This window comes from Asticcacaulis sp. YBE204 (assembly GCF_000495855.1).
Classification (GTDB): domain Bacteria; phylum Pseudomonadota; class Alphaproteobacteria; order Caulobacterales; family Caulobacteraceae; genus Asticcacaulis.
The window spans coordinates 106,749-133,321 of sequence record NZ_AWGF01000014.1 but is presented as its reverse complement, the minus strand read 5'-3'; the positions used below and the strand labels follow the sequence as shown (position 1 = coordinate 133,321).

At 60.1% G+C, this 26,573-nt stretch carries 30 protein-coding genes and 2 tRNA genes; 26 read left to right on the top strand and 6 right to left on the bottom strand.

Annotated elements, in window-relative coordinates; translation table 11 throughout:
• The first annotated feature begins 108 nt into the window (after positions 1 to 108).
• Genes AEYBE204_RS36235 through AEYBE204_RS36225 form a run of 3 tightly spaced genes read left to right on the top strand, consistent with a single transcriptional unit; the run spans position 109 to position 1,577 of the window.
• Positions 109 to 633: a chalcone isomerase family protein gene (locus AEYBE204_RS36235; protein ID WP_023463543.1), complete on the top strand. Its 525-nt coding sequence runs from the start codon at positions 109 to 111 to the stop codon at positions 631 to 633.
• A complete protein-coding gene (locus AEYBE204_RS36230; protein ID WP_023463542.1) occupies positions 630 to 1,367 on the top strand; it encodes an SDR family oxidoreductase in 738 nt (245 codons plus the stop codon). The genes AEYBE204_RS36235 and AEYBE204_RS36230 overlap by 4 nt, the downstream gene beginning before the upstream one ends.
• A gap of 24 nt (positions 1,368 to 1,391) precedes the next feature.
• Positions 1,392 to 1,577: a hypothetical protein gene (locus tag AEYBE204_RS36225; RefSeq protein ID WP_023463541.1), complete on the top strand. Its 186-nt coding sequence runs from the start codon at positions 1,392 to 1,394 to the stop codon at positions 1,575 to 1,577.
• On the opposite strand, the gene AEYBE204_RS36220 is transcribed toward AEYBE204_RS36225, so the two are convergent.
• The gene (locus AEYBE204_RS36220; protein WP_023463540.1) at positions 1,566 to 2,459 is read right to left on the bottom strand and encodes a DMT family transporter; all 894 of its coding nucleotides are present in this window, start codon (positions 2,457 to 2,459) and stop codon (positions 1,566 to 1,568) included. The two genes, AEYBE204_RS36225 and AEYBE204_RS36220, sit on opposite strands and share 12 nt — an antisense overlap.
• 153 nt (positions 2,460 to 2,612) lie before the next feature.
• Between AEYBE204_RS36220 and AEYBE204_RS36215 the strand changes: the two genes are divergently transcribed.
• The 4 genes from AEYBE204_RS36215 to AEYBE204_RS36200 all read left to right on the top strand — a co-directional run bounded on the left by AEYBE204_RS36215 (position 2,613) and on the right by AEYBE204_RS36200 (position 6,606).
• On the top strand, positions 2,613 to 4,289 hold the full coding sequence (locus AEYBE204_RS36215) for a homoserine dehydrogenase (RefSeq protein ID WP_023463539.1): 1,677 nt from the start codon (positions 2,613 to 2,615) through the stop codon (positions 4,287 to 4,289).
• A 297-nt stretch (positions 4,290 to 4,586) separates the two neighbouring features.
• Complete coding sequence (locus AEYBE204_RS36210) at positions 4,587 to 4,955, top strand: MmcQ/YjbR family DNA-binding protein (protein ID WP_023463538.1); 369 nt, start codon at positions 4,587 to 4,589, stop codon at positions 4,953 to 4,955.
• Positions 4,952 to 5,806, top strand: coding sequence for a 23S rRNA (adenine(2030)-N(6))-methyltransferase RlmJ (rlmJ, locus tag AEYBE204_RS36205; protein ID WP_023463537.1), 855 nt, complete (start codon positions 4,952 to 4,954; stop codon positions 5,804 to 5,806). Before AEYBE204_RS36210 ends, rlmJ begins: the two co-directional genes overlap by 4 nt.
• Before the next feature lie 131 nt (positions 5,807 to 5,937).
• Positions 5,938 to 6,606: a hypothetical protein gene (locus tag AEYBE204_RS36200; protein ID WP_031231350.1), complete on the top strand. Its 669-nt coding sequence runs from the start codon at positions 5,938 to 5,940 to the stop codon at positions 6,604 to 6,606.
• Positions 6,607 to 6,611: 5 nt separating this feature from the next.
• On the opposite strand, the gene AEYBE204_RS36195 is transcribed toward AEYBE204_RS36200, so the two are convergent.
• Complete coding sequence (locus AEYBE204_RS36195; RefSeq protein WP_023463535.1) at positions 6,612 to 7,532, bottom strand: endonuclease/exonuclease/phosphatase family protein; 921 nt, start codon at positions 7,530 to 7,532, stop codon at positions 6,612 to 6,614.
• Positions 7,533 to 7,633: 101 nt separating this feature from the next.
• The gene (locus tag AEYBE204_RS36190) at positions 7,634 to 7,948 is read right to left on the bottom strand and encodes a heavy metal-binding domain-containing protein (protein ID WP_023463534.1); all 315 of its coding nucleotides are present in this window, start codon (positions 7,946 to 7,948) and stop codon (positions 7,634 to 7,636) included.
• Between the two features lie 93 nt (positions 7,949 to 8,041).
• On the opposite strand from AEYBE204_RS36190, the gene AEYBE204_RS36185 reads away from it, so the two are divergent.
• Together AEYBE204_RS36185 and AEYBE204_RS39695 are read left to right on the top strand one after the other, a co-directional pair.
• Complete coding sequence (locus AEYBE204_RS36185) at positions 8,042 to 8,518, top strand: DUF4112 domain-containing protein (protein WP_023463533.1); 477 nt, start codon at positions 8,042 to 8,044, stop codon at positions 8,516 to 8,518.
• Between the two features lie 62 nt (positions 8,519 to 8,580).
• On the top strand, positions 8,581 to 10,095 hold the full coding sequence (locus tag AEYBE204_RS39695) for a DUF2793 domain-containing protein (RefSeq protein ID WP_023463532.1): 1,515 nt from the start codon (positions 8,581 to 8,583) through the stop codon (positions 10,093 to 10,095).
• Here AEYBE204_RS39695 and AEYBE204_RS36180 read toward each other — a convergent pair.
• The 3 genes from AEYBE204_RS36180 to AEYBE204_RS36170 all read right to left on the bottom strand — a co-directional run bounded on the left by AEYBE204_RS36180 (position 10,092) and on the right by AEYBE204_RS36170 (position 13,872).
• On the bottom strand, positions 10,092 to 11,066 hold the full coding sequence (locus AEYBE204_RS36180; RefSeq protein WP_255346441.1) for a WcbI family polysaccharide biosynthesis putative acetyltransferase: 975 nt from the start codon (positions 11,064 to 11,066) through the stop codon (positions 10,092 to 10,094). The genes AEYBE204_RS39695 and AEYBE204_RS36180 overlap by 4 nt on opposite strands.
• Positions 11,067 to 11,270: 204 nt before the next feature.
• A complete protein-coding gene (locus AEYBE204_RS36175) occupies positions 11,271 to 13,688 on the bottom strand; it encodes an HAD-IIIC family phosphatase (RefSeq protein WP_155908467.1) in 2,418 nt (805 codons plus the stop codon).
• 109 nt (positions 13,689 to 13,797) lie between these two features.
• Positions 13,798 to 13,872: transfer RNA gene (locus AEYBE204_RS36170), tRNA-Thr, on the bottom strand.
• 142 nt (positions 13,873 to 14,014) lie between these two features.
• Between AEYBE204_RS36170 and AEYBE204_RS40745 the strand changes: the two genes are divergently transcribed.
• The 17 genes from AEYBE204_RS40745 (at position 14,015) to AEYBE204_RS36085 (ending at position 26,540) form a co-directional block, all read left to right on the top strand.
• On the top strand, positions 14,015 to 14,161 hold the full coding sequence (locus AEYBE204_RS40745; protein ID WP_200862200.1) for a hypothetical protein: 147 nt from the start codon (positions 14,015 to 14,017) through the stop codon (positions 14,159 to 14,161).
• Between the two features lie 107 nt (positions 14,162 to 14,268).
• Positions 14,269 to 15,570, top strand: coding sequence for a UDP-N-acetylglucosamine 1-carboxyvinyltransferase (murA, locus tag AEYBE204_RS36160; protein WP_023463527.1), 1,302 nt, complete (start codon positions 14,269 to 14,271; stop codon positions 15,568 to 15,570).
• A gap of 9 nt (positions 15,571 to 15,579) precedes the next feature.
• A complete protein-coding gene (locus tag AEYBE204_RS36155; RefSeq protein WP_023463526.1) occupies positions 15,580 to 16,032 on the top strand; it encodes a DUF2948 family protein in 453 nt (150 codons plus the stop codon).
• Positions 16,033 to 16,099: 67 nt separating this feature from the next.
• Positions 16,100 to 16,555 carry a UPF0262 family protein gene (locus tag AEYBE204_RS36150; RefSeq protein WP_023463525.1) on the top strand — a complete coding sequence of 152 codons (456 nt, stop codon included), beginning with the start codon at positions 16,100 to 16,102 and terminating at the stop codon, positions 16,553 to 16,555.
• 448 nt (positions 16,556 to 17,003) lie between these two features.
• Positions 17,004 to 17,531 carry a porin family protein gene (locus AEYBE204_RS36145; protein ID WP_023463524.1) on the top strand — a complete coding sequence of 176 codons (528 nt, stop codon included), beginning with the start codon at positions 17,004 to 17,006 and terminating at the stop codon, positions 17,529 to 17,531.
• 203 nt (positions 17,532 to 17,734) lie between these two features.
• The gene (gene infA / locus AEYBE204_RS36140; protein ID WP_031231343.1) at positions 17,735 to 17,956 is read left to right on the top strand and encodes a translation initiation factor IF-1; all 222 of its coding nucleotides are present in this window, start codon (positions 17,735 to 17,737) and stop codon (positions 17,954 to 17,956) included.
• A gap of 10 nt (positions 17,957 to 17,966) precedes the next feature.
• Entirely contained in the window at positions 17,967 to 18,536 is a 570-nt protein-coding gene (locus AEYBE204_RS36135) for a Maf family nucleotide pyrophosphatase (RefSeq protein ID WP_023463522.1), read from the top strand.
• Complete coding sequence (locus AEYBE204_RS36130) at positions 18,533 to 19,561, top strand: ribonuclease E/G (protein ID WP_023463521.1); 1,029 nt, start codon at positions 18,533 to 18,535, stop codon at positions 19,559 to 19,561. The genes AEYBE204_RS36135 and AEYBE204_RS36130 overlap by 4 nt, the downstream gene beginning before the upstream one ends.
• An 18-nt stretch (positions 19,562 to 19,579) precedes the next feature.
• Positions 19,580 to 19,831 carry a DNA gyrase inhibitor YacG gene (locus AEYBE204_RS36125; RefSeq protein WP_023463520.1) on the top strand — a complete coding sequence of 84 codons (252 nt, stop codon included), beginning with the start codon at positions 19,580 to 19,582 and terminating at the stop codon, positions 19,829 to 19,831.
• A 108-nt stretch (positions 19,832 to 19,939) separates the two neighbouring features.
• Positions 19,940 to 20,015: transfer RNA gene (locus AEYBE204_RS36120), tRNA-Phe, on the top strand.
• A gap of 182 nt (positions 20,016 to 20,197) precedes the next feature.
• Positions 20,198 to 21,466, top strand: a complete 1,269-nt coding sequence (locus AEYBE204_RS36115) for an SGNH/GDSL hydrolase family protein (protein WP_023463519.1) — start codon at positions 20,198 to 20,200, stop codon at positions 21,464 to 21,466.
• 699 nt (positions 21,467 to 22,165) lie between these two features.
• Complete coding sequence (locus tag AEYBE204_RS36110) at positions 22,166 to 23,032, top strand: MotA/TolQ/ExbB proton channel family protein (RefSeq protein ID WP_023463518.1); 867 nt, start codon at positions 22,166 to 22,168, stop codon at positions 23,030 to 23,032.
• Positions 23,033 to 23,037: 5 nt separating this feature from the next.
• Positions 23,038 to 23,475 (top strand): biopolymer transporter ExbD, encoded by a 438-nt coding sequence (locus AEYBE204_RS36105; protein ID WP_023463517.1) that lies wholly within the window; start codon positions 23,038 to 23,040, stop codon positions 23,473 to 23,475.
• 12 nt (positions 23,476 to 23,487) lie between these two features.
• Positions 23,488 to 24,204 (top strand): TonB family protein, encoded by a 717-nt coding sequence (locus tag AEYBE204_RS41045; protein WP_023463516.1) that lies wholly within the window; start codon positions 23,488 to 23,490, stop codon positions 24,202 to 24,204.
• A gap of 317 nt (positions 24,205 to 24,521) precedes the next feature.
• Positions 24,522 to 25,238 carry a hypothetical protein gene (locus AEYBE204_RS36095; RefSeq protein ID WP_023463515.1) on the top strand — a complete coding sequence of 239 codons (717 nt, stop codon included), beginning with the start codon at positions 24,522 to 24,524 and terminating at the stop codon, positions 25,236 to 25,238.
• A 156-nt stretch (positions 25,239 to 25,394) separates the two neighbouring features.
• A complete protein-coding gene (locus tag AEYBE204_RS36090) occupies positions 25,395 to 26,162 on the top strand; it encodes a M48 family metallopeptidase (protein WP_023463514.1) in 768 nt (255 codons plus the stop codon).
• 51 nt (positions 26,163 to 26,213) lie between these two features.
• Positions 26,214 to 26,540: a hypothetical protein gene (locus AEYBE204_RS36085; RefSeq protein ID WP_023463513.1), complete on the top strand. Its 327-nt coding sequence runs from the start codon at positions 26,214 to 26,216 to the stop codon at positions 26,538 to 26,540.
• The last annotated feature ends 33 nt before the right edge of the window (positions 26,541 to 26,573 follow it).

The window sequence follows — 26,573 nt, the reverse complement described above, 5'->3', positions numbered from 1 at the left end:
GTGCGGTCCTTATGCGTAAATGCGTCGGTTTCGTCAAGGGTTGTAAGAAACCGATGCGGAACGTGCGCGCGGCATGATCCGGCGGCACGCGACCGGCGTAGGTTTCATATGACCCAATTCATAATTCCCGATCGTCGTGTGTTTATGGTTGCCCTTGCGGCATTGGCCGTGCCGATATCGGCGCACGCCGAAGTGCCGGGGTTGCCCGGCGCAAAACAGATGGGTACCGCGCGTTACAGCGCGTTTGGCCTGTCGATCTTCGACGCCACCTTGTTTGCGCCCGGCGGTGTCTACAAGGCCGATGCCCCGTTCGCGCTCAAACTCGACTACCTCAAGACGTTCAAGGCAAAACACATTGTCGATAATTCGATAAAAGAAATCCGCAAGCAGGGCGTCACCGACGCGGCGAAACTGGCGTCATGGGAAACGCAGATGACCGCGATCTTCCCCGATATCACCAAGGGCGCGCACATCATCGGCGTTCGAGATCAGGTCGGTAACACGACCTTCTATCATAACGGCAAGGCTATCGGGTCGATCAAGGACCCGCAGTTCACGCGCTATTTCTTCAATATCTGGCTGGGGGCCAAGGCTCCGGCGGCCTTTCGACAAAAGCTTTTGGGGGCCGCATGACGACGACCTGGATCATCGGCGCATCGAGCGGTATCGGCGAGGCGCTGGCCTTTGAACTGGCCCGCCGGGGCGAGACCCTGATCCTTAGCGCGCGCAACGACAAGGCCCTGACGGCGATTGCCGGGCGGCTGGCCGGGGAAGGTCATCGCACCCTGCCGCTGGACATTACCGACGCAAAGGCCGTCACCCGTGCGGCGCTGGAAGTTGCCGAGGTCGTCGGTCACGTCGATCGTGTGCTGTGCTTCGCCGGGGCCTATACGCCAATGAAGCTGGGGGCGCTGGATCTGAAAGAGGTGCGGCAGATCATCGAGACCAATCTGCTGGGCGCGTTCAACGTTACCGAAGCCGCCCTGACCCTCCTCACACCGCAAGGCCGGGGGCAGGTCGCGCTGTGTGCCTCGGTGGCCGGATACCGGGGCTTGCCGAACGGTCAGCCTTATGCGGCAACCAAGGCCGGCGTGATTTCGCTGGCGACCTCGTTGCGGGCCGAGCATGGCGATGTATTGGACATCAAGGTCATCAATCCCGGCTTCGTCAAGACGCGCCTGACCGACAAGAACGGCTTCGGGATGCCGATGATGGTGACGCCGGAACAGGCGGCCAAATCGATCGCTGACGAACTGGATTCGAGGCGCTTTGAGATTCATTTCCCGAAACTCTTTACGAGGCTGATCAAGCTATTGAGCTGGCTACCGGATTGGCTCTATTTCAGGGCCGTTAAACGCATGGTATAAGGCGCTTCAGCTTGAGGCGGGGCCATGCTTACGAAGCGTTTTCTGTTGTTATCGGGACTGGCTCTATGGGCCATGCCGCAGACCGGTGTGGCGGAGAATAGCTACAAGCCGAAGACGCCTCAGAAATACATTCGCGGCAAGCGCGGCGGTTGTTACTACATCAATAAAAATGGCAACAAGACCTATGTCGACCGGTCTTTATGCAAGTGACGCTTTAGGCCGTCCCCATTCGGCGAATACGATCCCGGCGACGATCAAACCCAGCGCCGCGAAATGAAAGCCGTGCAGGGGCTCGCGCGGGATCAGCACCGACAGAACGACCCCGAACAGCGGGATGGTGTTGATGAACAGGCCCGCCCGGTTCGGGCCGATCAGCTCGACACCACGGATATAGGTCACCTGTGACACCAGCGACGGCAAAAGTCCACAATAGAGGACGATCCACCAGCCTGTGGCGTCCGGCCAGACGATGCCCGTATCGCGCGACATCCATAGCAGATAGGGAATAGCCGCCATCAGCGCGCCCAGCGTCGGCACGGCCATCAGGCTTTGCCAGTGAATGTCGGGCTTGTATTTCAGCGTCACGGTATAGACGCCATAGATCAGAACGGCGAGCAGCATCAGGGCGTCGCCGATATTGAGGTCCAGTTGCGCGATGCGGCTGAGGTCGCCGTGCGTCGCCGTCAGGCCGACCCCGATCAGGGTGACCAGAAAGCCCGCGATCTGCGCCCACGACGCCTTGACGCGGAACAGGGCGAAGTTGACGAGCATGATGACCAGCGGGATGCCCGCGTCTTCGATGACGACATTGATAGCCGTGGTGTGTTCCAGCGCCGTATAGAGGACGATATTGAAGGCCGCGAAACCGAAGAAGCCATAGGCCAGCAGCAAGGGCAGGTTCCGCTTGATTACTGGCCAATCGCGTTTTAGCGGCTTGATCGACACCGCGAAGATAATGCCTGCCGCCAGTACCCAGCGCGCCGCCGACAACATGGCAGGGGTAATATGCCCGACGGCCAGCTTGCCCGCGACCATGTTCCCGGCCCACAACAGGCTGGCGATCAGCAGAAATCCGTAGGCTTTTAGGTTCACGCGAAACTATCCGGGCGCAAAGGCGGTAAAGACGGCCCGCATAGCACTAAAAACCGGCCTAAACGCATCTTTTTTCTTTAAATTTCGGCGAAAGACTTATAACGCCAATCCGACCCGCCTGCCGTAAGGGCGAATGGAAAAAAGGAAATCTGCATGTCTACTCTGGTTGTGAAATTTGGCGGTTCGGTCCTGACGTCGGAAGCGGCCTTGCACCGGGCGGTGTCCGAGGTCTATCGCTACGTGCGCGACGCGCACAAGGTGATTGCCGTCGTATCGGCCTTCAAGGGCGAGACGGACCAGATTATGCGGCTGGCGGTGGGCTATACGCAGGCCTCCGCGTCCTCGGCGACGCCGCACCTGCTGGCGACCGGCGAAATGAAGGCCTCGACCCTGTTCGCCATGGCGTGCGAACGCTCGGGCATCGTGACGCGCTTCCGGTCGGTGGCCGAAATCGGTCTGGTGGCCGAAGGCGACCATTTCAACGCCAATCCGGTCAGCCTGAAAACTGACGTGCTGATCAATGATCTGCAAAAGGTCGATCTGGTCGTTGTGCCGGGCTACGTCGCCGAAAACGCCGCCGGTGAGCCGGTGCTGCTGGGGCGCGGCGGTTCGGATCTGACGGCGGTGTTCCTGGCGAAACATCTGAAAGACGCCGGTCAGGACGTCCGCGTGCGTCTGAACAAGGACGTGGATGCGGTCTACGACACCGATCCCAACACCTATTCGGATACCGCCAAACCGTTCGCCGCCCTGTCGTGGGAAGAGGCCGAGAAGATCGCCTTCCCGATCGTACAGGCCAAGGCGATGAAGTACGCCCACGAACACGGCCTTGAGGTCGAGGTCACGGGTTTGGCCAAGGGCTACGAGACCGTACTGGGCCGCAAGACGGTGGAACGTAAAGCGCCGGTGGCGAACCGCAAGCTGCGCGTTGCTGTTATGGGTGCCGGTGGCGTCGGCTCGATGTTCCTGCAACGCGCCATGGAATGGTCGGACCTCATCGAAATCGACCGCGTGCTGGTCCGCGATCCCTCCAAGCGCCGCGATCACCCCCTGGCCGGGAAATTCACCTCGGACGCGCGCAACTTCGCCCGCGCCGACGTGGATGTCTTCGTCGATATCGGCACCGGTGTGTCGCCGTCGGCGGAACTGCTGGAGCAGTTTCTGAAACTCGGCGTCGGCGTCACCTCTGCCAACAAGCAGGCCGTGGCCTCGGTGCAGGGCAAGCTGAAAGAGGCGGCGAAATCGTCGGGGGCGCTCCTCACCTATTCGGCGAGCGTAGGGGGCGGCGCGCCGATCATCGAAGCCCTGACGCGGGCGGTAAAGTCGCACAAAATCAAGAGTATTGCCGGGGTGGTCAACGGTACGTCGAACTTCGTCATCGATCAGGTCGAGGCGGGTAAGACGTTCGATGCTGCCATGGACGAAGCCCGCCGCCTGGGCTTTGCCGAGCCGGATTCGACAGCCGATCTCGACGGCACCGATGTGGGCGCCAAGCTGAAACTGTTGCGTGAAATCGCCTTCCCCGGCCTGACCCCGGTCCATGTCGAGGTCGGTGCGATCACCGACGAATCTCTGGTCATCCCCAAGGGCAAGGGGCTGCGCTACGTGGCGCGCGCCATCCTGACCGACAAGGGGCTTGAGGTCTCGATGAAGCTGGAAGAGCTTGAGGCCGATCACTATCTGGTTGGGGCGAAGGGCGAGCAGAACCGCGCCATTATCGAACTGGATAACGGCGAATTCTGGTACGTGACCGGCAAGGGCGCGGGGGCGTGGCCGACGTCGGAATCGTTGCTGGCGGATACACTCGAAATCGGACGGCACGTGAAGTAAGAATTATACCTCCCCAGTTTACTGGGGAGGGGGACCGCACGAGCCACAAAGTGGCGAGATGTGGTGGTGGGGGGCTGCGGCGTCGTGACAGCGCATAGATGGGCCAGCAGATTCAGGCATGGATTTTACGCGAGCCCCCCACCGTCTCGTCGCTTCCGCGCCGATCCCATCGCTTGCGAAAGCTGTACTTTTGCGGCGCTATACCCCCAGTAAACTGGGGGAGTATGTTAGAAATGGTAGCCGTGCATGCTGGGAGACCCGCTTGCAGCGCCGCGTAAATTGCGGCAAAGACGCTGCATGACGCTTGACGACCTTAACACCTTCTGCGCGACCCTGACGGCGGCGCACCACGTCGTGCAGTGGGGCGATCACGACGTGTGGAAGGTTGGCATTGAGGGCAAGGGCAAGGTCTTTGCCATCGCGGGGACGCAACCCGACGGCCACCTGTCGGTCAGTTTCAAGGTTTCGGACATGGCGTTCGAGATCCTGCGCGACCACCCCGATTGCCGTCCCGCGCCTTATCTGGCCTCGCGCGGCATGAAGTGGATTCAATACTATACCGGCGACCAGATGACCGGCAATGAGGTGTGCGACCTGTTGCGGGACTCGCATCGGCTTGTCGCGGCGGGCCTGCCGAAGAAAACCCAAAAGGAACTGAACCTTTGAATTATCGCCACGGTTTCCACGCCGGGAATTTCGCCGACCTGGCCAAGCACGCGGCGACCTTAAGCTACCTGCGCGCCTTGAGGGCGGGTGCGCGACCGCTGAAGGTGGTCGATACCCACGCCGGGGCCGGGTTCTACGACCTGTCGGACGAAACGTTTTCACGCTCGAAAGAAGCCGAAGCGGGGATCAAGTACCTGCTGGGGCAGGACGTACCACCGAGCCTGAAAGCCTTGTCGGACTATGTGTGGGCCAAGAACAGGCAGTCGGGGTTCAATACGCGTATCGGCATCTATCCGGGGTCGCCGACCCTGATCATGGATAACCTGCCGGCGGGCGGTGACTATGTCGGCTGCGAATTGCGCCCCGATGACTATGAACTGTTGAAGGATCGCATCGCGGCGCGCGGCGGCAAGGCGCTCTATGCCGACGGTTACGACACCGTGATCGGCATGGCGGAATCACCGAAAGACCTGTTCGTCCTGATCGATCCGCCGTTCGAGAAGTTCGAGGATTATGAGCGCATCAATGAGACTTTGGCGGCGGTGCTGGCGGTAAAGCCTGACACCAAGGCGCTGGTCTGGCTGCCGCTGAAAGACCTTGAGACGCTCGACCGGTTCCTGCGGCATATGGAATGCGCGCTGCTGGAGGATCAAACGGGTCATGCGCCGGTGATCGACGTGGCGGAATTGCGATTGCGACCTTTGACCAACCCATTGAAAATGAACGGTTGCGCGCTGGTGGGCATCAATACGCCGCCGGAGGTTCTGGCCGATATCGAAGCCATCGCCCAGGACGTGACGACGGTTTTCGGCGAGACGGGCGGCAAGGCGCAGGTCTGGCGGCTGGATTAAGCGGGCTCTCGCCGATCACGCGAAGTTTTGATGCCCTGCGGCCCTGTGGACAATGGCCACCTGTGGATTTCTGTGATAGACCTTTGTGCATTGCAGCATAAACTTAACCGCGAGGCCGAAAGATGTTGACCATGACCGATGCCCCAACCCGTTTCGACGCCCCCAAATTCCCGACACCCGAAGAGATCAAGGCCGCTTCAGAGCGCGTAACGCATTTCTGGGTCGGCGCCTGCTCGCCCTTGTGGGTGCCGTTCTTCGCGGCGACCTCGTTCGGTGTCTCGACCTGGATGCTGTCGAGCAGTCTGAGCAAGACCGTAGCCGACAACGACCTGTATAAGGATCTGCCGAAGGGCTTTGTCGACATGATGTCGCTGCGCCATAGCTGGTTCAAGGCCGCCGACGACAGCGCACACGTCCTTGAAGAGGTCGGTGACGCGGTAAAGGAAGCCGCCGCCACGCCGGTCGCTCTGGTGCTGGACGCCGAAGCCGCCGTCATCGAGTCGCTGAAAGAGACATCGCCGGTGGTGGCCGAGGCCGTGGATACGGCTCAGGCGCTGGTGGAAGACACCGTCAGCGAAACGACAGGCACCATTGAGCCGGTGGTCGAAGACGTCGTGGCTGAGGCCGTCGAGGTTCAGGAAACTGTGGCCGAAACGGCGAAAGAGTCTGTCGAGGACACGATTGCAGCGACCGAAACCGCCGCAGCTGCCGATCTGCCGGACTTTGCGGTGGAGCCGGCCTTCGAGCCCGTGCCGGTTGTCAAGGCGATGCCGAAGCGCCGTCCGGCCCCGAAGAAGTAAAGCGCTTATTTCGCTGGATAAATATCCACGCGCACCGGACGATGGTCGGACCCGTAATAGGGACCGGCCTTACGGTGTTGCAGGGACAGTTTCTTGCCCGACAGCACGTTGTCGATGCCGACGCGGAACATCCCCGGCAGCACGGCGGGCCACGTCCCCACCGGCGCGGCGGCGGGCGTCAGGCCGACTTCGCGGTTGAAATCGCGCATGGCCGAGGCCGACGGCGTAGTATTGAAATCCCCGACCAGCACGATGTCTTCCGGTGTTTCGTCCTTCAGATCGGCGGCGAGGCGATCGAACTGTGCCGGTTGATCCTCTGGCGCGGTGAACGGCCAGGGGCGCGTCAGATGCGCCACGGCCAGCGTGAACTTGCCCGATGGCGCGCTGACTTCGGTGGTGATCAGGCTGTAGCCGACGGGGCGAGGGCGGCCCTTGCTCAACGGGTAACGCGAAAAGATCAGCGTATCGTAACGCCGCACAATGTGAGGATAGCGTTGTTCCAATGCGGTCGCCAAGGTCGCGTGGGCTAATGGTCCAGCCTCGACCACGGCCACGATATCGGGATTTTCCGCCTCGACCCAGTCGAGCAAACGGGCGGGGGTCTGGTTCTTGATCCACAGATTGGCGAATATCATCCGCACGGGTTTGGTGTCTTTGGCGGGTGCGGGCTGCGACGGAAACACCTGCGGCCACAGGCTGAGGCCGAGCACGACCGCTGCGATCACCGAGATCAGGGCGGGCAGGCGTTTGCGCACCTGCATGAAGATGAATGCCGCGATCAGCGCCCCAAAGAAAATCGGCGCACTGAAAATGTCGAGCAGGTAGCCCTTGGCGGCGTGCGGATCGATCAGACACGCCCCGGCCAGCCCCAGAAGTATAAGGCTGAGCAGAAGACAAAGTAAGGAAAACAGGCGGAGCGTTAGCACTAGATCACGCTGCGTTTTGAAGCAAACTTAGCGTGGCCTAGATTTTTTGTTGGTCGCATGCTTGATGCGAAAAACCGGTTTCCATTTTTTCGCAGCATGCTTTAAATCCGCACAGCCGTGCCGGAGCAGGTGACCATCAGCATGGTGCCCTGAGAGACGGTTTCATAGTCCAGATCGACGCCGACGATGGCGTTGCCGCCCATCTGCGCCGCCTGATCCTGCATTTCGCGGAAGGCGGCCTCGCGGGCCTGACGGAGCACCTTTTCATACGAGCCCGACCGCCCGCCGACGATATCGCGGATACCGGCGAAGAAGTCGCGGAAGATATTGGCGCCCAGAATGGCTTCGCCGGTGACCACGCCCAGATAGGTCTGAATTGGATGGCCTTCGATGGTGGGCGTTGTGGTGACGATCATGGTCGATTCCTTACCCGATAACGTGGTTAATATTGACGTGCGTGCCGGTGGCGGGCAATCTGTAGCCAATCCAAGGCGGGGGGAGCAAGTGACATGTTCGTAAGAACCACCTACGACGTGCAAAGGGTCTACGACTCCGTCGGAACGATCAAGCGTCTGTCGGACCGGATCATCGGTATCGGCCCGATCAATATCATCGGCCTCGACGGCATTCTGGCCTGGGTGCCGGGCGTAGGGACCGTCTATTCGATCGGCGCCAGCCTGTTCATCATGGCCAATGGTATCCGGGTTCGTATGAGCCCGATCACCTTCGTCCAGACCTCGATCATCCTGCTGATCGACTCCGGCGTCAGCGGTCTGGAGAGCTTTATCCCCTTCTTGCCGGCGATTACCGACACCCTGTTTCAGGGCCATCTCTACGCTTCGCACATCGTCCAGAAAGAGATCGAAAAGACGCTGTATCTGGAGGAAAGCGCCCGCGATGCCCATAAAAGCGGTCGTCACCACGACAATGTCGCCCTGATGAAGGCGACCAGGGGCAAGAAGCGTCTGGTCTATCTATTGCCCTAGATATCCCCGATAACGCAGGAAGCGCGACACTCGACGGATCGTAGTCATCCGCCGAGGTCACCATGTCGCTTCAAAATACCCCCCGTCTGGGTTTGCCGCTCCTGCAATCAGGGCAGGCGCAAAAACACGTTACGCTCAATGAAAGCCTGTGGCGACTGGAGGCGCTGGTTCAGGCGCGCGTCCTCAGTCGCACGCTGGCGCTCCAGCCGTCATCGCCCGCCGAAGGCGATGCCTATATCCTGCCGTCAGGGGCGGCGGGGGCATCGTGGGACGAAGCGGATACGGGCGACTATCTGGTCTTTCAGGCCGGTTACTGGGAGCCGCTCAACGTACCGGAAGGGGCGCTGGTCCGGGTCATCGACGAAAATATCTATCTGGTTCGCACGGCGTCGGGCTGGACCAGGCTTCAGGACAGTTTCGACGCCCTCCAGAACCTGCCGAAGCTGGGCGTCAACGCCACAGCCGACGCCACCAACCGCCTGAGCGTCAACAGCGCTCAGGTCCTGTTCAACCACGCGGGCGCGGGCAGTCTGACCTATATCAACAAGGCGGCGGCGGGGCATGACGCGGGCGTTGTGCTGCAACAGGGCTTTTCGACCCGCGCCATAATGGGGCTGTTGGGCGACGGGCATTTCCATCTCAAATCAAGCGTCGACGGTTCGACGTTCAACGGCGAATACGTGCTGCACAGCGATGGCACCATGCGTTTTGCCCTGACCTCACCCGTCGGCGCTTCGGCGGTCAGTTTCGAAAAGCCGCGTTCGGGCACGGCCGGCAGCCGCTATGCGTTCGGCGATGTCGGCGGGCTGGAGTCCGATCTGGGCGGAGGCTACTGGCGCGGCCTGCATCTGTTTGGTCCCAACGGCGGGGTGACCTACGGCAGCGATCTGGCCTTTCCGTCGGCGGCGCAATACTTCGAATATGACAGTCTGCACGACCCCGCCCGCGCCGCCTATGTATTCGGTATCGGCAATGCGCTTGGGCATAATCATGATCTTGTCTTTCGGGTAGAAACCGACGACCGGCTGCGTCTGGGGGAAACGGCGGTGATCGTCTCGAAACCGTTTCTGCCGATGGTGGACAATGCCGTGACGCTCGGCAGCAGTTCGGCGCGGTTTTCGGTGGTCTGGGCCGCCAACGGCACGATCCAGACCTCCGATGCACGCGACAAGACCGTCGAGGGCGTCGTGCCGCCGACGATCGCGCACGCTTTGATCTCGGCAGTCGAACCGGTCTTTTTCCGCTGGATCTGTGGCGGGCAGACTGTCGAGGAGGATTTCACCTATACCGTCGTGCCACCGGGCGCCGGAGCGGATTTCGACTACGAGGCCGCGCGTCCGGTCGGCGAGCAGCGCATCACGCCACGTCCGGGGCAGCGCACTCATGCCGGTTTTCTGGCACAGGATTTCGAGGTGGCGCTTAATGGACTGGGTATTGATTTCGGTGGGTGGGGGCGCGAAGCCGTCGACGACCCCGACAGCCGTCAGTGGATCAGGCCCGATCAGCTGGTACCGGTCCTTTGGGCGGCGCTCAGGGATGTGCAGACGCGTCTGACGGCGCTGGAGGCAGATGCCTAGAGCTTTATGCCGGTCGGAAACTGACGGATAACGTCGCAGTGCCGATCGTAGATTGCGTAAAAGGCTTCGACCAGTTCGGAGATTGTATAATAGCGGATGCGATCAAAGGCGGGAGTAAGGTCCGGGTTCAGGTCGTAGGCCCGGTCTATAGGCGGATTGTTAAAACGGAGTTCCAGCATCCGATGCATTGCGGGGGCGGGCGTTTTGACGACCGCCGACAGATAGTCTTCCTGAGTGACCTCGCGCATGTCGTAATGCCTGACGCCAAGATGATCGAGGATGCGGTCCGCCATAGCGCTCAACAGATAGGCCGTAGGGTGGTTCATCGAATTGAACAGACGCCGTTCCCGGTAATGTTCCGCAATAAAATCGGCGATACCGACCTCGAGAGTCGCTTCGCGCCGTTTCAACTCCGCCAGCGACGTTTCGGCGGCAGTGGCATAGGTTTGCGTAAAAAAGGCATCATCGGAAAACAAAGCCGTGGCGCGATCCGGTGCCCATCCCTGCTGGTAAGCGTAAACGACCGGATAGAGGTGATAATCTGCCATCGGCCCCTGTACGATATGCCGGGCGCCGTTGCCGTGGATATATCCCATGTCGGGCGTGTAGCCGGAAAAGTAAACGTTCGGAATGATCAGAAGGCGGTCACCGCAGAGCGCTTTCAGACTGGACTGACGTATCCACACGACGGGGTAGTCTTCGCTGATCGTCTGGGCCAGCACGATGTCGGCGGCATCGATCAGGGCCGCGTAGTGCTCATAGGTATTGTGCGGCACATGGTCCACCGGCACCGCCCCCAGAATTTCGGCAGATGGGGCCATCCATTTTAGCATCGACTGAAGGGCTGCTGTCTGACAGTTGCCAATGAGTACAATGCGTGGGCTGCCCACGGAGGGCGGAACGTGCAGCGGGGACTGTCGAGGGGTGTTGGAGCGTAACAGGCGGCGCGCTACCCGGCGAAGTAAATTCATCTACATATCCGATGGTTGTCTGCGGCAACGAATGCGGCGTTCCACTCACCTTTGTAAAGCCTGTTTCGCGTCAAATGTCACGTAAGGACCGATTGAGACGTCAGTGCCGGATATGGCGAAGGCCCGGTCGTTTCCGAACCGGGCCTTCATGGTGCCGTGGGTGGAATGGCACCCTGTGTCGCATATGTCCGCGGCGGAATGAAATTATGCCGACACCACGACTTTGATATGCGGTGGAATGACGACCGGGGCGTGGGACGTGAACTGTCCTTCCGCACCTGTAAAGCCCGTCTTGACCCAGATATCACGCGAAAGCAGATTGGCATTGGTCTCGATAACCGATGCCGACACGGAATCGGCACCGCGCTGGCGAAGTGCCTCAAGTACCAGCGCGACGGCTGCGATTTCAACGTCCAGGCCGATAACCCGGCAACTCATGGCGAACTGTGAAATTTCATCGCCTGAAGCACAGAGAACACCGGTCAGCCCATAGGCGGTATGCATGTCCTTGACTTCGAGGGCATAAAATGCGCCGCCCGTTGCCATATAGGCCTCGGCTTCAGCAAACGTCCAGCGCACGCCTGTGGTGTTAAACTGGTTGGTTTTGTTGAGCAACTCGAAGGCGCGTGCGAATTTAGGATGATCGGTGGCATCGATCCGAATGACGGACACTTCGATGCCCAGAGTCGCTAAAAACTCGCTGCGCGGCATGATCTTGCGCTGTGTTTCACGCACGGCCTGAGCCTTGATCATTTCCGAGCGATTGGCCGACTCGGCGGTAATGGTCGCTACCTGAGTTTCCGGAGCCCACAGAAGCAGGCGACGCCACATATAGGGATTTGACCCGATTACGCGCATTTCCGGAAAGTTGGTTTTTACAACATCGCGCTCCACAGGATTGTCGTCGATATAGACCACGCTTTTGGGCAAAAGATTCACTTCGGAAAGTATCTCGTTGATGTTTTCCGCTTTGGATTGCCAGTTGATGCGCTTCGTAGCGAATTGATCAAGGCCGAAGTGCGCGTAAGGCCAGAGTTCTGTTACGCGGGCCTCGGTATTTTTTGAAACAATTCCGAGAATAATGCCACGTTTTTTGAGGAAGGCGAGCGCTTCGACGAAACCGGCGGGCCAGCCTTCGGTATGCGTACCCCCATTATCGGCCAGAACCCCCCGCCACAGCGTGTCGTCGAGATCGACGAGCACCATTTTGACGCTGTCGGTCTGTTGAGCGCTGCGATAAATGGCTACGATTTCGCTCCAGATCGTCTGATCGAAGATATGGGAGTCAACGGGATAGTATTCGGTCGCTCTCCGAAGGCCTTCAAGACGTCCCTGATCATGTTCAAAGTCCCCGTCGACAAGCGGCGTACCATGAGACATTACCCACAGGACATCGTCCTGAAGGCGGCTGCGGCCTATATTGCCGGCAATACGTTCGATATCAACCAGATAACTGTTGGTGTGTGCAGATACCTCCGAGGCCAGATGTTCATTCAGGCGCTCGACAAAATAGGCCATATTACGCAGGTCGTAACGCGGCAGGGCGCGTCCTGTCGGGTTTTGTTGCGGCGTGAGGAAGTTCATGACAAAGGTCATCAGGCCGTGCGAACGGTTAAGCGCCATATACTCGTTGAGGATCATGGACAAACGATCGCAGGCGGCCTCAAACGCCACCGTGTATTCGTCAGGGCGGTCGTATCGAAGGTTGGTATAGGTGCTGTCAGGGATTACCGCTCTCAAAGGAATTTGAATCACCTGCATATCGTAATCGGAGACGGCATGCGGTGGCGTGGGCATGGCCGCCACATTGTTCAAGAGCATGAAATCTGCGTCTGCCGGAGTATGGCTATTCTTTATGACCCAGGGAAATCCGCTTGTAAGGCATGAACCAACGACCAGCACACGCCGCAGGCGCGTGGGGGTTAATTGTAAATCCTTTGGGATCAGATAGTCTTGTCCGGTGAACGCGGGGGTAGCAAGGTCGGCGGCCCCGGTCAGGGACATCGTATGGATCAGGTCGGTTCGATTGTGTCGGCTTAGTATATGCATCATGGCGATCGGGGCGCGTTGATGATCTCTGGCAAATTCCGACAGCGTTTTCCAGCGGGCGAAAGCCTTGACGTCGTTGCCGGACTGCTCCGCTATTCTGGCCGCGATATCCCACGTCCAGACCCCTTGCGGAAAGCGTTCGAGCGCTTTTTGAGCCAAAACTTCTGCTTGTTCCAGATCGCGACGGGCGACGATTTCAATTTGCAAATTGTAAGCCGGATCATTGTCCGGAAATCGGGCGCACAAGGTGCCTATGATGCTCAAGGCATTATCTTCATTACCATCGTTAGCCGAGGCGCGGGCAAGGTCCAGAGCTGACCAGTAATCGACCTGGGTTCCTTGAATATCAAGTGTGTCGGGAACGGAAAAATCCTTTGGGTTAGTCAAGGGTACGATAGGCCGACCTGGGATGCGACGCAATAACTTGCTGATCAAAAGGGCAATGCGCACCGCGACGCCTTTAATAATTAAGCGGAAAGAAAGGTCGGGATAGGGTAAAGGCAGAAAATATGGTTGATCGGTATTTGGATATGCTGGACGGCTTTTAGGGCGGACGATGTTGGGTGGCCACACATCCGCCTAACGCCACCAAACATATGGCGGCATGGGCGCAGAGTCCAGATTTTATCTACAGGGCGTAAATATGGCGAAGGCCCAAACCCTTATGGGGCTTGGGCCTTCATGGTGCCGTATGGCAGGATTGAACTGCCGACCTCAGCCTTACCAAGGATGCGCTCTACCACTGAGCTAATACGGCTGAACCGGCGTAAACACCGGCTGAGGCGGGCGTCATAGCGAAGACCGTTCAAAACGCAAAGCAAAAAGTGCGCGAAATGGCGATTTATCCCTCGCTTTTTGTGGATGGCGCGCTAAATCGGGTCGAAACACCGGGACACGATATGACCGATACGCCCAAGAAAAGCGAAAAAGACGAGAAGGCCGCCCGTGTCGCAGCGGCTCTGCGCGCCAATCTGCAACGCCGCAAGGCCGCCGCACGCAAACCTGACCAATCCGCGCCGTCCACTAACGATGACGTTAGCGAATAGCTTTCTTATTGCACCTAGCGCGTGGTGATGTAGAACCGCCTATTCAACCGATTGCCGTTATGAGTCTTCACTTTGAAACGGCGCACCAACGAAGATTAGGCGTATATATGGATCGCATTGCCCTGGAAGGCGGAACCCCGCTTCACGGAGACATCCCCGTCAGCGGAGCCAAGAACTCCGCCATCAAGCTGATGGCCGCGTCGCTGCTGACCTCCGAACCGGTGCGCCTGACCAATATGCCGCGTCTGGCCGATACGCGCCTGCTGGGTCGTCTGCTGCAACGTTTCGGCACCTCGATCACCGAATCGATCGGTGACGATGGGCAGGAAACCCTGCTGCACACGCCGGAAATCACCTCGGCGTTTGCGCCCTACGACCTCGTGCGTCAGATGCGCGCCTCGTTCAACGTGCTGGGGCCGCTGCTGGCGCGTACCGGCCATGCCAAGGTAAGCTTGCCCGGCGGCTGCACCATCGGCGCCCGTCCCGTGGACCTGCACCTCAAGGCGCTCGAGGCGTTGGGTGCCCATATCGACATGCACGAAGGCTATGTCTTCGCTCAGGCCCCGCGCGGGCTGAAAGGCGCGGAGATCGAATTCCCCTTCGTCAGCGTCGGCGCGACCGAACACGCCCTGATGGCGGCGACCTTGGCCCACGGCACGACCGTGTTCCACAATGCCGCCTGCGAGCCGGAAATCGTCGATCTGGCCGAATGCCTGAACGCTATGGGCGCGAAGGTCAGCGGAGCCGGGACACCGACGATCACCGTCGAGGGCGTCGCTGCGCTCAAGGGCACCGACTGGTCGGTCATCTGCGACCGCATCGAGGCCGGGACCTATGCGCTGGCCGCCGCCATGGCCGGCGGCGAAGTGCGCCTGACCAAGGTGCGCCCCGAGCTGATCGGCATCCTGCTCGACAAGATGCGTCAGGCGGGCTGCGAGATCACCACCGGCGACAACACGGTCACCATCAAGCGCGGGCCGGGCCGTCTCAAGGCCGTCGACATCACCACCGAGGTCTATCCGGGCTTCGCGACCGACCTTCAGGCGCAGTTCATGGCGTTGATGACCCTGGCGGACGGCGAATCGACCGTGCGCGAGACCATCTTCGAGAACCGCTTCATGCACGTGCCGGAACTGAGCCGTCTGGGGGCCAGCATCGCCGTCCAGACCGGCGGCGAAGCCAAGGTCACCGGCGTCGATGAACTGCGCGGGGCGCAGGTCATGGCGACCGATCTGCGCGCCTCGGCCTGTTTGATCATCGCCGGTCTGGCGGCCAAGGGTGAAACCATCGTCAACCGCGTCTATCACCTTGATCGCGGCTTCGAAAACCTCGAAGGCAAGCTGTCGGCCTGCGGCGCGAAAATCCGCCGCATCAAGGGCGACACGCCGGTCGAAGAGATCGACGAGTAAGGCGCGCGGGTGTTCGGCTTTTTCAAAAAACCGCATAAACATCTACGGCTTCTGGCGCAGAACGCCGAAGACGTGCTGCCGCTGGCGGCCCTGCTTCAGGACGCTGCCCTGCGCGGCGACGACGTGCACTACGATCAGCGCTCGCGTGCCCTGACCCTGCGCATGAACCGCTTCTGCCATGAGCATCAAAGTCGTCAACCGCTGCGCGCCAACTGCGCCTTGCAGATCGGCTCGATCACCGGGCTGAAATCGCGCGGCTTCGATCTCGCCAAGCCGCCGCATGGCATGGCGCTGCTCGACCTCAGCCTTGAAGCGCTCGACGCGCCGGCCTATGTTGTCGGCCTGACCTTCGCGGGCAAATCGGCCGCGGAACTGCGCATCGAAGTCGAGGCGCTCGATATACTGTTCATGGATCTGGCGGCCCCGCACAGGGCGCGCTCCACCCCCAACCACCCATTATAGTTGTCGCGCATTTGGGCCCGAAAACCGCTTCGCACTTTTCGGAATGCGCTTAAGAGGACAGAGCAGAATGAAGATTGCCCGTATCGAGATCGATCCCGACAGCCTGTCCTCGCCCTCGACCGAGGTCGAACACGAACGTCAGGTAGCCATGTTCGACCTGATCGAAAAGAACAGCTTCAAACCCGACGGCGGGACGGCGGACACATACGACCTGCGTCTGGCCTATGAGGACGGGCGGCTGGTCTTTGACGTGACGGGTGAGGGCTATGCGAAGAAGATCATGCTGTCATTCACGCCGCTCAAGCCGATCATGAAGGACTACGCCATGATCTGCGAAAGCTATTACGAGGCGCTGAAAAACGCCACGGTGGGGCAGATCGAGTCGATCGACATGGGCCGTCGCGGTGTGCATAACGACGGGGCGGAACTGCTGACCGAACGCCTGAGCGGCAAAATCGACATCGACCACGAAACCGCGCGGCGGCTGTTCACTCTGATCCACGCCCTGCATCTGCGGGCTTAGTCTCCCTCCTCCCTACGCAGTGGGGAGGTGGATCGATGCCGATAGGCAGCGAGCCGGAGGGGGCGGCGCAGCCGCTAACCCAAGTCTCCGCCCGTGGAAATCCGGAGTCCTCCCCCTCCGTCAGCCCTGTGGGCTGCCACCTCCCCACTGCGTAGGGAGGAGAGGATATTATCTGAAAATCATGTGTGTTTTTAAGGTCGCGTTTGAAGAAATTTGCTCCTGACGCGGATCGGTTCATGTTCGGTTCATCAACATGGCGAAAGCGCCTCAATTGAGGTTAAATTGATGATATTCTTATGAAAAAGGCCAGAAATGGCCTTTTGCCCGGCGCAAAGCCGCCCCTTTACGTCTCCATATTCAATTCATCGAACGGGCATTGAACCCGTCGGTATTTAGCACGGCCAAAAGAGACCGTGCGGCACATGAATAAAGACTAAAGGAGCCTACCATGAAGACCATGCTTTTTGCGACCGCCGCGATTGCCGCCGCCGCCTTCGGCGCGACCACCGCTTCCGCGCAGTCCCTTTCGCAGCCGCAAGTCTACGGCTCGATCGGCGCCACCGCGACCGACAATAACGAATCCGATTCCAGCCTGAACTCGATGAACGCCCGCGTCGGCGCCAAGCTGACCCCGCACTTCGGTGTCGAGGGTGAACTGGCCTCGGGCACCAACGGTGACACGACCAATACCGGCCGTTACAAGCTGACCAACAAGAAGGCCGCCTATGCTGTAGGCTTCGTGCCGGTCAGCGATAAGGTCGATCTGATCGGCCGCGTGGGTGTCTCGGACACCAAGCTGAAAAAGTACAACAATCAGGCCATTGCCGAAGACGGTACCGCGCTTGATGTCGGTGTCGGCGCTCAGGTCCACCTGAATGAGTCCTACGCCATCCGCGGCGACTATACCCGCTCGTCGTTCAAGGACGACAAGGGCGACGCCGATAACGTGACCGTCAGCGTCGTGAAGAAGTTCTAATTCACACATCAGGTGTCGCGGCAAAGTGCTCCTCAGGCCTTGCCGCGACGCACAGGGCGGTGTCTCCGAAAGGCGGCACCGCCTTTTGCCGTCTGTTTTAGGCCTTCCCTCAAAACCCGTTTGGGTATAAAGGGAGCGCCACGATTTTACCGGGCGCTGCTGTGTGGCAGATTCGCCTGTTTTTCCTTTTATTGTGGGACCGAATGGCAAAAGAAGAACTTTTGGAGTTTGCGGGCGTTGTGGTTGAACTGCTGCCGAACGCGACCTTTCGCGTGAAGCTCGAAGACTCCGGGCACGAAATCATCGCGCACACCGCGGGCAAGATGCGCAAGAACCGCATCCGCGTGCTGGCCGGTGACAAGATCATGGTCGAAATGACCCCCTACGACCTGACCAAGGGCCGTATCACCTATCGCTTCAAGTAAGAGGGCGCGCATGGCGCCCTTTATTCTGGCCAGCGCCAGTCCCCGCCGCGTGGACCTGCTGGCCCAGATCGGTCTGAAGCCCGATCACATAATCGCTTCCGACATCGATGAAACCCCGCTCAAGGGGGAGACGCCGCGCGAACTGGCGCTGCGTCTGTCGCGAGCCAAGGCCGAGGCCGTGGCGGCCTCGTTCGGTGCGCCTGCCTTCGTGCTGGCCGCCGATACGGTGGTCGGTGTCGGTCGCCGTATCCTGCCCAAGGCGGAGACCGAGGCCGAGGTGCGGCAATGTCTGGAGCTCCTGTCGGGCCGCAATCATCGCGTCTTTACCGGCGTCGCCCTGATGTCGCCGAGCGGACTGTCGCATAAGGTCGTCGAGACGCGCCTGCTGTTCAAACGGTTGAGCGCTGCCGATATCGACGGCTACATCGCCTCGGGGGAAGGTATCGGTAAGGCGGGCGGCTATGGCATTCAGGGCCGCGCCGGAGCCTTTGTCATCCATATCAACGGTTCGTTCCCGTCGGTGGTAGGGCTGCCGACCTACGAAACCGCCCTGATGCTGAACGGGGCGGGCTACCGTTGAAACTCTTCTATGAGGCCCGCTTTAGTTTGGCCCGCGCCTGTGTGGTGCAGAACGGTCAGCCGTGGCTCTACGCCGAAGGCCGCGTCGATGACCCGTCGCTGTGCCTGTGGGGTGTGCGCTCGGTCGCCCGCCTGACCGCCAAGACCGGCGGCGTCGGCTTCCTGAAACTGGCCGACGGGTCCGAGGCCATGCTCGACTTGGCCAAAGACGTGACGCTGAACGAAGGCGCGGCCATCGAGGTCCAGATCGCCGCCGAGGCCCGTGCCGAAAAACGCCCGCGCGCCCGCTATATCGGTCCCGGAGACACGCCGTGTAGAGTCTCTCCGCCGCTCGACCTCAAAGGCCGTCTGATGGCCCAGGCGCGCCACCTGATCGACCCCAAGGGCACGTTCGAGCTGATCGAGGGTGAGGACGCCGCCGACGCGCTCGACATCGCCGAGGCGCAGGCGCTCAACCCCAGCACCGACCTGCCCGACGGGGCCTTCCTGACCATCGAGCCGACGCGGGCGCTGATCGCCTGCGACGTCGATCTCGGCGGGGCGGGGGAGGGACTGGCCAAGGCCCCCAAACAGGCCATCAAGGCGACCAATGAACGCGCGCTTTCCGAGGTTGCGCGACGGCTCAGACTGGCCAATCTCGCGGGTCTGGTTGTGGTCGATCTGATCGGTTCCAAGCATAACGGCGAAAAGCTGACCGGCATCCTGCGCGACGCCTTTGCCGCCGAGGGGCCGCGTATCATCAGCGGGCCGATCACGCGTTTCGGGACCTACGAATTCACCCGTCCGTGGGGGGCTGCACCGATCGACGATCCCCATACGGCGACCTTGCGGGCTGCCCGCCGTCTGCTGTGGCAGGCGGTGGCCGAAGCGCGCTCGGATGTCGGAGCCATGTTCATCCTGCGCGCCCCGCAATTGGTGGCGGGTATCGTGCGCCAATGCCTGAAGGACAGCCTCGATCCCCTGTCGCCGCGCCTGAGCGTTGAGGTCGTGGATCACGCCGCGCCGACAGTTGTCCGCAAGCGCTGAGCGGCCTATATAGCCGTTATGACCGAGAAATTCTGCGCCTATTGCCATAAACCCTATCATCTGCCCGATCCGCTTCTGCCCAATGCGGCGAAGAGCTACGCGCCGTTCTGTTCCAAGCGCTGCGCCGATATGGACATGCTGCACTGGCTTAAAGGCGAGTATGTTATCGGGGGGGCGGGCAGCCTCAGCGTCGAAGAAGACGTGCCGGACAATGTGCCGACCAGATCGGAAAACTTATCCTCATCTTTTGACGACGAAGACGCGGATTAAAGCCGATTTTTCGATATTTTGCCCGTTTACGCGCTTGCCAAGCCATTTTGCCTCCCTTATAGAGCGACCTCCCGACGCGGTGCACCAAGGCCCGTCGATGCAAGAAGTGCCTGGATAGCTCAGTTGGTAGAGCAGCGGATTGAAAATCCGCGTGTCGCTGGTTCGATTCCGGCTCCAGGCACCATCTCTCACTTCGTTGCCGAACCAGCGCATTATTGAGTTTGTTTGCTGTCGCAAACAGGGGTTCGATTCCGGCTCCAGGCACCATCTCCCTCTTTCATTACCGAACCAGCGCGTTTTCGCGGCTTGAATTTCGCACGGCAATCTGGCCTTCTGTGAGCAAAACAAACTCAGGGAAGCCGTCCGATGATCTTCAAAGTCCGCTGCCTCGCCGGAGGGGTGGTTGCCGCCTTATTGCTGGCCATGCCGGTGCAGGCGAAGGCCCCCGCAAACTGGGTGTCGACGTGGTATGCGGCGCCGGAGCCCGCCGGAAAGGCAGACAAGCCCATCGAAGACAAGACCTTGCGGCAAATCGTGCGCGTTAGCGCCGGAGGCGAACAGGTGCGCATCCGGCTTTCAAATGCTTACGGAACCACTCGGCTGCGCCTTGACGAGGTGCGTGTGGCGCGGCGCCTGACCGGCAGCCGTATCGATACCGCCAGCGACCGCGAACTGACCTTCAATGGCCGCAAGGGCGTGACCATCGCGCCGGGCGCCTATGCGATCAGCGATCCTGTGCCGCTCAGGGTCGCCGCCAACAGCGATCTGGCGCTCTCTCTCTATATATCCGGGCCGACAAAGATCACGACCCTGCATGATATCCAGCGTGGGGTAATCTACATCGCGTCGGGCCGTCAGACCTCGGCTGCCGAACTGCCCGAAAGCAAGGCGGATATCGGCATCGGTCGCGCCTTTCCGTGGATCGTCGGGGTCGAGGTGGCCGACACGCCCGCAAAGGCCGCCGTCGTCACCTTCGGCGATTCGATCACCGACGGTTACGGCATTACGCCGGACAAGGGCGGGACCTGGCCGGAAATCCTCAGCCAGCGGCTGGAGACCGCTAAAATGAAACTGAGCGTGGTCAATGCCGGGCTGAGCGGCAACCGTTTGCTGCACCACGGGCAATCGGCGCGCTTCGGCGAGTCCGGCCTGTCGCGCTTCGATCGCGATGTGCTCAACCAGCCTAATGTCGGCGCGGTGATTATCCTGATCGGCATCAACGATCTGGGGCACGCGGAAGGGCCGGGGGCGGCGGAATACGTATCGGCGGAAGAGCTGATCGACGGCTACCGGCAACTGGCGGCGCGGGCGCGCGAACGCTGTATCCGGGTCTATGCCGCCACTCTGACGCCGTTCAAGGGGACGGTCTTCAAGAACTACTATGCCGAGGAAAAGGAATCCCGCCGTCAGCGGATAAATGCCTGGATCCGCGAGGGTGGGGCGTTCGATGGCGTGATCGACTTCGACCGCGCGGTGGAGGCGATGCCGGGGTCTGGCCTGCTGAAGGCCGAATACGATGTCGGAGATCATCTGCATCCGGACGATGACGGAGCGGCGGCTATGGCGGCGGCAGTGCCGCTGTCTATGTTCAAGGGGCTGAAGCCGGCCACGGCCCCCGGGGCCTGTCGCAAATAACTTTAAATGGCGTGTACGGATCAAGGCGCCACGATTCGCGTGCTCTCCGGCGGCATCGGCCTACCGCATAGGGGCGAATATAGCAGGGTATTCTTACGGAAATCAGCCATTTTCCATACGAATTTTTGATCGTCGTTTCGCAAATCGGCGTTATAAAAATGACATAGAGTGCGGAGAAGTCAGGCTTTTTCCCCTGCGGCACGTAAAGGGAAGGTGAGGCGATCACGAATATGAAAAAAAATTCAGGTTTCGTGAAAATAATTCTCACTGCGCCCTATGGATTAACTATCGGACACAATTGAGTTTTTAGAGGAAACCTGCGAATGCTGCCTTGCCTGTTGCCGAAATGATACGCGAAGTGGCGTGATAAGCACCTTGACGTTCACAGGGGGGATAGGCTCTTTTAGGCTCAAATCACTTTGTAACCACCAGTGTAACAAAGGGATCGCTTTTTTTGACTTCTCGGTCATAATGGCAAAAGTTTGTGCGCAGCGTATCTGGATGTGAGCGAATAGAAGTCGCACCGGTACGAAACACACGAGAGGTTCACGAAGGAACATGCTCCTTGCGGTGTCATGTTTTTTTGGGTGCCATGGTTTTAACACGTCTTAGGTTTTAACTGGGGGTCTACGCTGCCCCTATAATCCTTGGTCAGCCTCCTTAACCGGGGGGTCATCCTTATTCAGGAATTGGCGAAAAATGCTCGAACACAAGAAACACAACCCGCTTATCGCTCTGATTGGTGCCGCGGCACTGTTCGTGAGCGTCCCGACGTTTGCGGCCGCTGCCGCCGCCACGTCGCCGGCTGCTGCCGAAGCCCCTGCGGCCGCCCCGGCCGAAGAAACCGCCGAGTCGTCCTCGGAAGCCTCGAAGGGCAGCCACGACCTGACGGTTGCGGGCATGTTCGCTCAGGCCGTGCCGGTCGTTAAGGTCGTCATGATCGGCCTGGTGCTGGCTTCGATCATCTCCTGGACCATCCTGGTCATCAAGCTGCTCTTCTTCGCCGGCCTCAACAAGGCGACCACCAACTACCTCGAAGGTTTCCGCGGCGCCCGCTCGATCGCCGACATCAACCGTCTGTCGACCTCGGACGAGTTCGCCGGTAACCCGCTGGCCGACATGGCCGCCGTGGCCACCGAAGAAGTCCAGATCTCGAAGCAAGCCGGTCTGGCCGTTTCGGGTGAACACCGCGACTCGACGCTGCACCGCGCGTCGCAATCGATCAACGCCGTTCAGGCCGGTCTGGCCAAGCGTCTGTCGGGCGGTCTGGTCTTCCTCGCCTCGGTCGGGTCCATCGGGCCGTTCGTCGGTCTGTTCGGTACGGTTTACGGCATCATGAACTCGTTCATCGGTATCGCGAACACCAACACCACCAACCTCGCCGTCGTTGCTCCGGGTATCGCCGAAGCCCTTCTGGCTACGGGTCTGGGTCTGGTTGCCGCTATCCCGGCCGTCGTCATGTACAACGTCTTCAACTCGGCCATCGCGGCTTACGGCACCCGTTCGGAACAATTCGTTTCGGAACTGATGAACTCGCTGTCGCGTCAGCTCGACAAAGGGGCGTAATCTAGATGGGAGCCAAGCTATCCTCTGGCAGCGGCGGCTCGAAATTCCACATCGAGCAAAACAGCGAAATTAACGTTACGCCGTTCGTCGATGTTATGTTGGTTCTTCTCATTATCTTCATGGTGGCGGCTCCGCTTGCCACCGTGTCGGTTGAAGTTAAGCTTCCAACGGCAGTCGCCCCGCCGCAAGAAAATCCACCCCAGCCGGTGTTCATTTCCATTCAGGAGAATGGCAATGTCTTCATCGGTGACTTCCCCACCTCTCTCGACGCCATGGGCGCCGATCTGAAAGTTCAGATTCGCACCCGTGACCCGGAAAAAGAGCGCATCTTCATCCGCTGCGACAAGTCCACGCGTTATGCCGACTTCATGCAGGTGATGAACGTACTGCAGGACAACGGGTTCTACAGTGTGGCTCTGGTCGGTGAAGACGGTAACAGTTAAGAGGATTAAGAGATGGAAGAGACCCCCCACAGGCGTCGAGATCCTATTCTTGATCCGCCGTTAAACAAAGACAAGACGCCGATCTTCATCGGCATAGGCGTAGCGGCCGTCGCGCACATTGCGCTCGGCTACTACATCTACAAGGAAAAGTTTGAGATCAAGGAAGTCGTCTACGAGGACACCAAGATCGATACTGAACTTGTCGATTTGCCGCCCCCGCCACCGCCGCCACCCCCACCTCCGCCGCCGCCGGACATGCCGCCGCCGCCGCCGAAGTTGCAGGTACGCGAACCGGTGATCAATACCGAAGCGCCGCCTCCGCCGACTCCGATCCAGATCGAGCCGACGAAGAAGGAAGAACGCGTCGAGTATAAGGGGCCGCCGCAAATCGTCCCGGGACCGCCCCCGCCGCCGGCACCGCCGGCACCTGCGGGTCCGCGTTACGTAGATGCGCAATGGACCTACCCGTCCAACGACCGCATGTACGACCTGTACCCCCCGCGGGCACAGGACGCGGAAATGGAAGGCGAAGTCGTTATCGACTGCGCCCTCAACTCGCAAGGCCGCGTGACGGGCTGCGACATCATAAGCGAAAAGCCTGCGGGCTATGGCTTCGGTGCCGCGACTGTCAAGGGTTTCATGCGTTTCGCCAAGGCCAGCCCTGGTGGTGACGGTGCAATCCGCGACGGCGACCGTAAGAAGTTCCGCTATAAGTGGACCCTCGAATAGGTCACTGCACTTTGCAAAATACAGGAACCCTCCGGCTTCGCGGCCGGAGGGTTTTTGATTGTCCTGAGCGTACCCGATGTCTTTGTACGAGGGCGACGGACCCGATCCGCACATTGGTGTGATCACGAAAAATAACGCTGTACACTTAGCGTTGCTAAGTTTACATTATAACAAGATCATGGACGGGCGAACCGGTGAGGGGCTTTTGAACACGGGGGTTCAGAGGGGCCGGAAATTAAGGTTTCATGCATTCAAAAGGCGAACCCGCAATCCATTCGCCAAATGCCCTCACAGGGCTCCCAGGAAAGGACACGCTTATGGCGTCTGCCGTCAATCATCCGTCGCGTAATCCGCTTTTCGACCGCCTTCCGCAGAAGCGCCTGTCACCGACCGTGGCCAGCGGGGTGGCGATCGCCATCCTGATCCATGCCGGGTTGGCGGCCTACATCATCCACGAACGGTTCCAAATCGCCGTGCCGGAGGAGGTCGATGTCCCGCCACCGTTCACGGGCGCTATCCTCAATATGGAAAAGCCAAAGCCCAAACCGGAGCCGACAGAACAAAAAGAGGTGCGTCAGACGACGACCGTCATTCACACCCCCGCCGATCCGGTCATCAGCGACGTGACGCCTTTAGAGGTTGCGCCGACGCCGCCGGTCGATGTCCAGCCCGGTTCAGGCCCGGTGGTCACCCTTACCGGTACGCCGGGGCCGACGACGGTGAGTGACGCGCCCGTGGGGCCGTTTTACGTCAAGGCCGTGTGGAGCAAATTCCCGGACGCCAATGCGATGATGCAGTATTACCCCGCCCGCGCTACGGACGCCGAGGTCGAGGGTTCGGCGACGCTTGCCTGCACCGTCACCGACACCAAGGGCCGCGTCCGCTGTGACATCCTCGGCGAAACGCCCAAGGGCTACGGCTTTGGCGACGCAGCGGTGCGCGCGGTCGAAGCCAAGGGCCGCGCCGACACCAGCGCCGGTGCGGTACAGGTCGGTTCGGTGATGAAGGTGCGTATGGGCTTTGCGCTCGAATAAGCGGATCGTTGTGGCGTAGCAACGATGGCCTCCGGTGACCTCCCGGAGGTCTTTTTTATGCCGGCCTTATCGGAATACTGCCTTCAACGATTGACCCTGACCGGTGAACTGAGCAGTATCGCCGAAATTTCACCGCTGACATATTAGGGATGCGCCATGACCCTTCGCTCGATCAAGCCGAAACATTTGCTGCTGGGGGCGGCCGCCCTGATTGCCGTCACGCTGGTGGCCTGTGAGACCAACGAGACCCTCGGACGCAGTCAGTTCCTGCTGGTCGACAACAAGGATCTGGAGCCGACCGCCTTGCAGGGCTGGGCCGAGATGATGAAGACGGCCAAGCTGTCGAACGATGCCGCCCTGATCCGTCGGGTGCGCACCGTGGGCGCCAAGATCGTCACGGCAGCGGGATATAATGCGGCGGAATGGGAATATGTCGTCTTCCAGAACGATCAGCCGAACGCTTTTGTTATCCCCGGTAACAAGGTCGGCGTGAACAGCGGCCTGTTCAAGGTCGTAAAGAACGATGACCAGTTGGCGGCGGTACTGGGGCATGAAACGGCTCACGTGATCGGCAAGCACGCCGCCGAACGCGCGTCGCAGCAGCAGGCCGCGGCGATCGGCTTGACGGTAGCACAGGGCGCGACGTCGGGTCGGGCGCAGCAGGTCATCGCCAATTACGGCGGCATGGGCGCGCAACTGGGGCTGCTGCTGCCCTATTCGCGCAAGCACGAGCTTGAGGCCGACCGGATCGGCGTCGATATCATGGCCAAGGCTGGCTACAAGCCGTCGGAAGCGGTGGCTCTGTGGCGCAACATGCAGGCTCAGGGCGGAGCAGGGACGCCTGAATTCATGTCCACCCACCCATCGGATACGACGCGCATCAATCAGCTCGACGCCTATATCAAATCGAAGGGGTATCTGTAGCGCCGGGGAAGGGGGATGACATACAGGGGGTGGGGATTAGGTGTAATAGCGATGTTGCTGTTGCCGGTTACGGTTGCGGCGTCTGCGGGTACGGTCAAGCCGGAACTGATGATCTCGCCGCGCGCCTCGCAGGTGCTGAATCTCGTCCCTAAAGAGGTGCTGAACGAACATAGTCGCGGCGAGGTCTGGCTTCGGTGCGGATGGACGCTCAAACGGCGGCTGGTCAATTGCCGCGTCACGAAAGAAGTCCCCGCAGGCTTTGGGTTCGGGGCGGCGGCGATCCAGGGCTTTGAAACCTATGCCTATCTGAAAAAAGTCGACGCCGCGTCTCGCGAGGGTGAAGACATGGAATTTCGTTTCGTTTGGGAGGTCAAGTAGACGGAGACAAACGCCTTAGGCGGAGCGCGCTTG

What these genes read in the sequence shown, in the direction of transcription:
- AEYBE204_RS36235 (WP_023463543.1), top strand. Translation starts at nt 109, where the DNA reads ATGACCCAATTCATAATTCCCGATCGTCGTGTGTTTATGGTTGCCCTT.
- AEYBE204_RS36230 (WP_023463542.1), top strand. Translation starts at nt 630, where the DNA reads ATGACGACGACCTGGATCATCGGCGCATCGAGCGGTATCGGCGAGGCG.
- AEYBE204_RS36225 (WP_023463541.1), top strand. Translation starts at nt 1,392, where the DNA reads ATGCTTACGAAGCGTTTTCTGTTGTTATCGGGACTGGCTCTATGGGCC.
- AEYBE204_RS36215 (WP_023463539.1), top strand. Translation starts at nt 2,613, where the DNA reads ATGTCTACTCTGGTTGTGAAATTTGGCGGTTCGGTCCTGACGTCGGAA.
- AEYBE204_RS36210 (WP_023463538.1), top strand. Translation starts at nt 4,587, where the DNA reads ATGACGCTTGACGACCTTAACACCTTCTGCGCGACCCTGACGGCGGCG.
- AEYBE204_RS36200 (WP_031231350.1), top strand. Translation starts at nt 5,938, where the DNA reads ATGACCGATGCCCCAACCCGTTTCGACGCCCCCAAATTCCCGACACCC.
- AEYBE204_RS36190 (WP_023463534.1), bottom strand. Translation starts at nt 7,948, where the DNA reads ATGATCGTCACCACAACGCCCACCATCGAAGGCCATCCAATTCAGACC.
- AEYBE204_RS36185 (WP_023463533.1), top strand. Translation starts at nt 8,042, where the DNA reads ATGTTCGTAAGAACCACCTACGACGTGCAAAGGGTCTACGACTCCGTC.
- AEYBE204_RS39695 (WP_023463532.1), top strand. Translation starts at nt 8,581, where the DNA reads ATGTCGCTTCAAAATACCCCCCGTCTGGGTTTGCCGCTCCTGCAATCA.
- AEYBE204_RS36180 (WP_255346441.1), bottom strand. Translation starts at nt 11,066, where the DNA reads ATGAATTTACTTCGCCGGGTAGCGCGCCGCCTGTTACGCTCCAACACC.
- AEYBE204_RS40745 (WP_200862200.1), top strand. Translation starts at nt 14,015, where the DNA reads ATGACCGATACGCCCAAGAAAAGCGAAAAAGACGAGAAGGCCGCCCGT.
- murA (WP_023463527.1), top strand. Translation starts at nt 14,269, where the DNA reads ATGGATCGCATTGCCCTGGAAGGCGGAACCCCGCTTCACGGAGACATC.
- AEYBE204_RS36150 (WP_023463525.1), top strand. Translation starts at nt 16,100, where the DNA reads ATGAAGATTGCCCGTATCGAGATCGATCCCGACAGCCTGTCCTCGCCC.
- AEYBE204_RS36145 (WP_023463524.1), top strand. Translation starts at nt 17,004, where the DNA reads ATGAAGACCATGCTTTTTGCGACCGCCGCGATTGCCGCCGCCGCCTTC.
- infA (WP_031231343.1), top strand. Translation starts at nt 17,735, where the DNA reads ATGGCAAAAGAAGAACTTTTGGAGTTTGCGGGCGTTGTGGTTGAACTG.
- AEYBE204_RS36135 (WP_023463522.1), top strand. Translation starts at nt 17,967, where the DNA reads ATGGCGCCCTTTATTCTGGCCAGCGCCAGTCCCCGCCGCGTGGACCTG.
- AEYBE204_RS36125 (WP_023463520.1), top strand. Translation starts at nt 19,580, where the DNA reads ATGACCGAGAAATTCTGCGCCTATTGCCATAAACCCTATCATCTGCCC.
- AEYBE204_RS36115 (WP_023463519.1), top strand. Translation starts at nt 20,198, where the DNA reads ATGATCTTCAAAGTCCGCTGCCTCGCCGGAGGGGTGGTTGCCGCCTTA.
- AEYBE204_RS36110 (WP_023463518.1), top strand. Translation starts at nt 22,166, where the DNA reads ATGCTCGAACACAAGAAACACAACCCGCTTATCGCTCTGATTGGTGCC.
- AEYBE204_RS36105 (WP_023463517.1), top strand. Translation starts at nt 23,038, where the DNA reads ATGGGAGCCAAGCTATCCTCTGGCAGCGGCGGCTCGAAATTCCACATC.
- AEYBE204_RS41045 (WP_023463516.1), top strand. Translation starts at nt 23,488, where the DNA reads ATGGAAGAGACCCCCCACAGGCGTCGAGATCCTATTCTTGATCCGCCG.
- AEYBE204_RS36095 (WP_023463515.1), top strand. Translation starts at nt 24,522, where the DNA reads ATGGCGTCTGCCGTCAATCATCCGTCGCGTAATCCGCTTTTCGACCGC.
- AEYBE204_RS36090 (WP_023463514.1), top strand. Translation starts at nt 25,395, where the DNA reads ATGACCCTTCGCTCGATCAAGCCGAAACATTTGCTGCTGGGGGCGGCC.
- AEYBE204_RS36085 (WP_023463513.1), top strand. Translation starts at nt 26,214, where the DNA reads ATGTTGCTGTTGCCGGTTACGGTTGCGGCGTCTGCGGGTACGGTCAAG.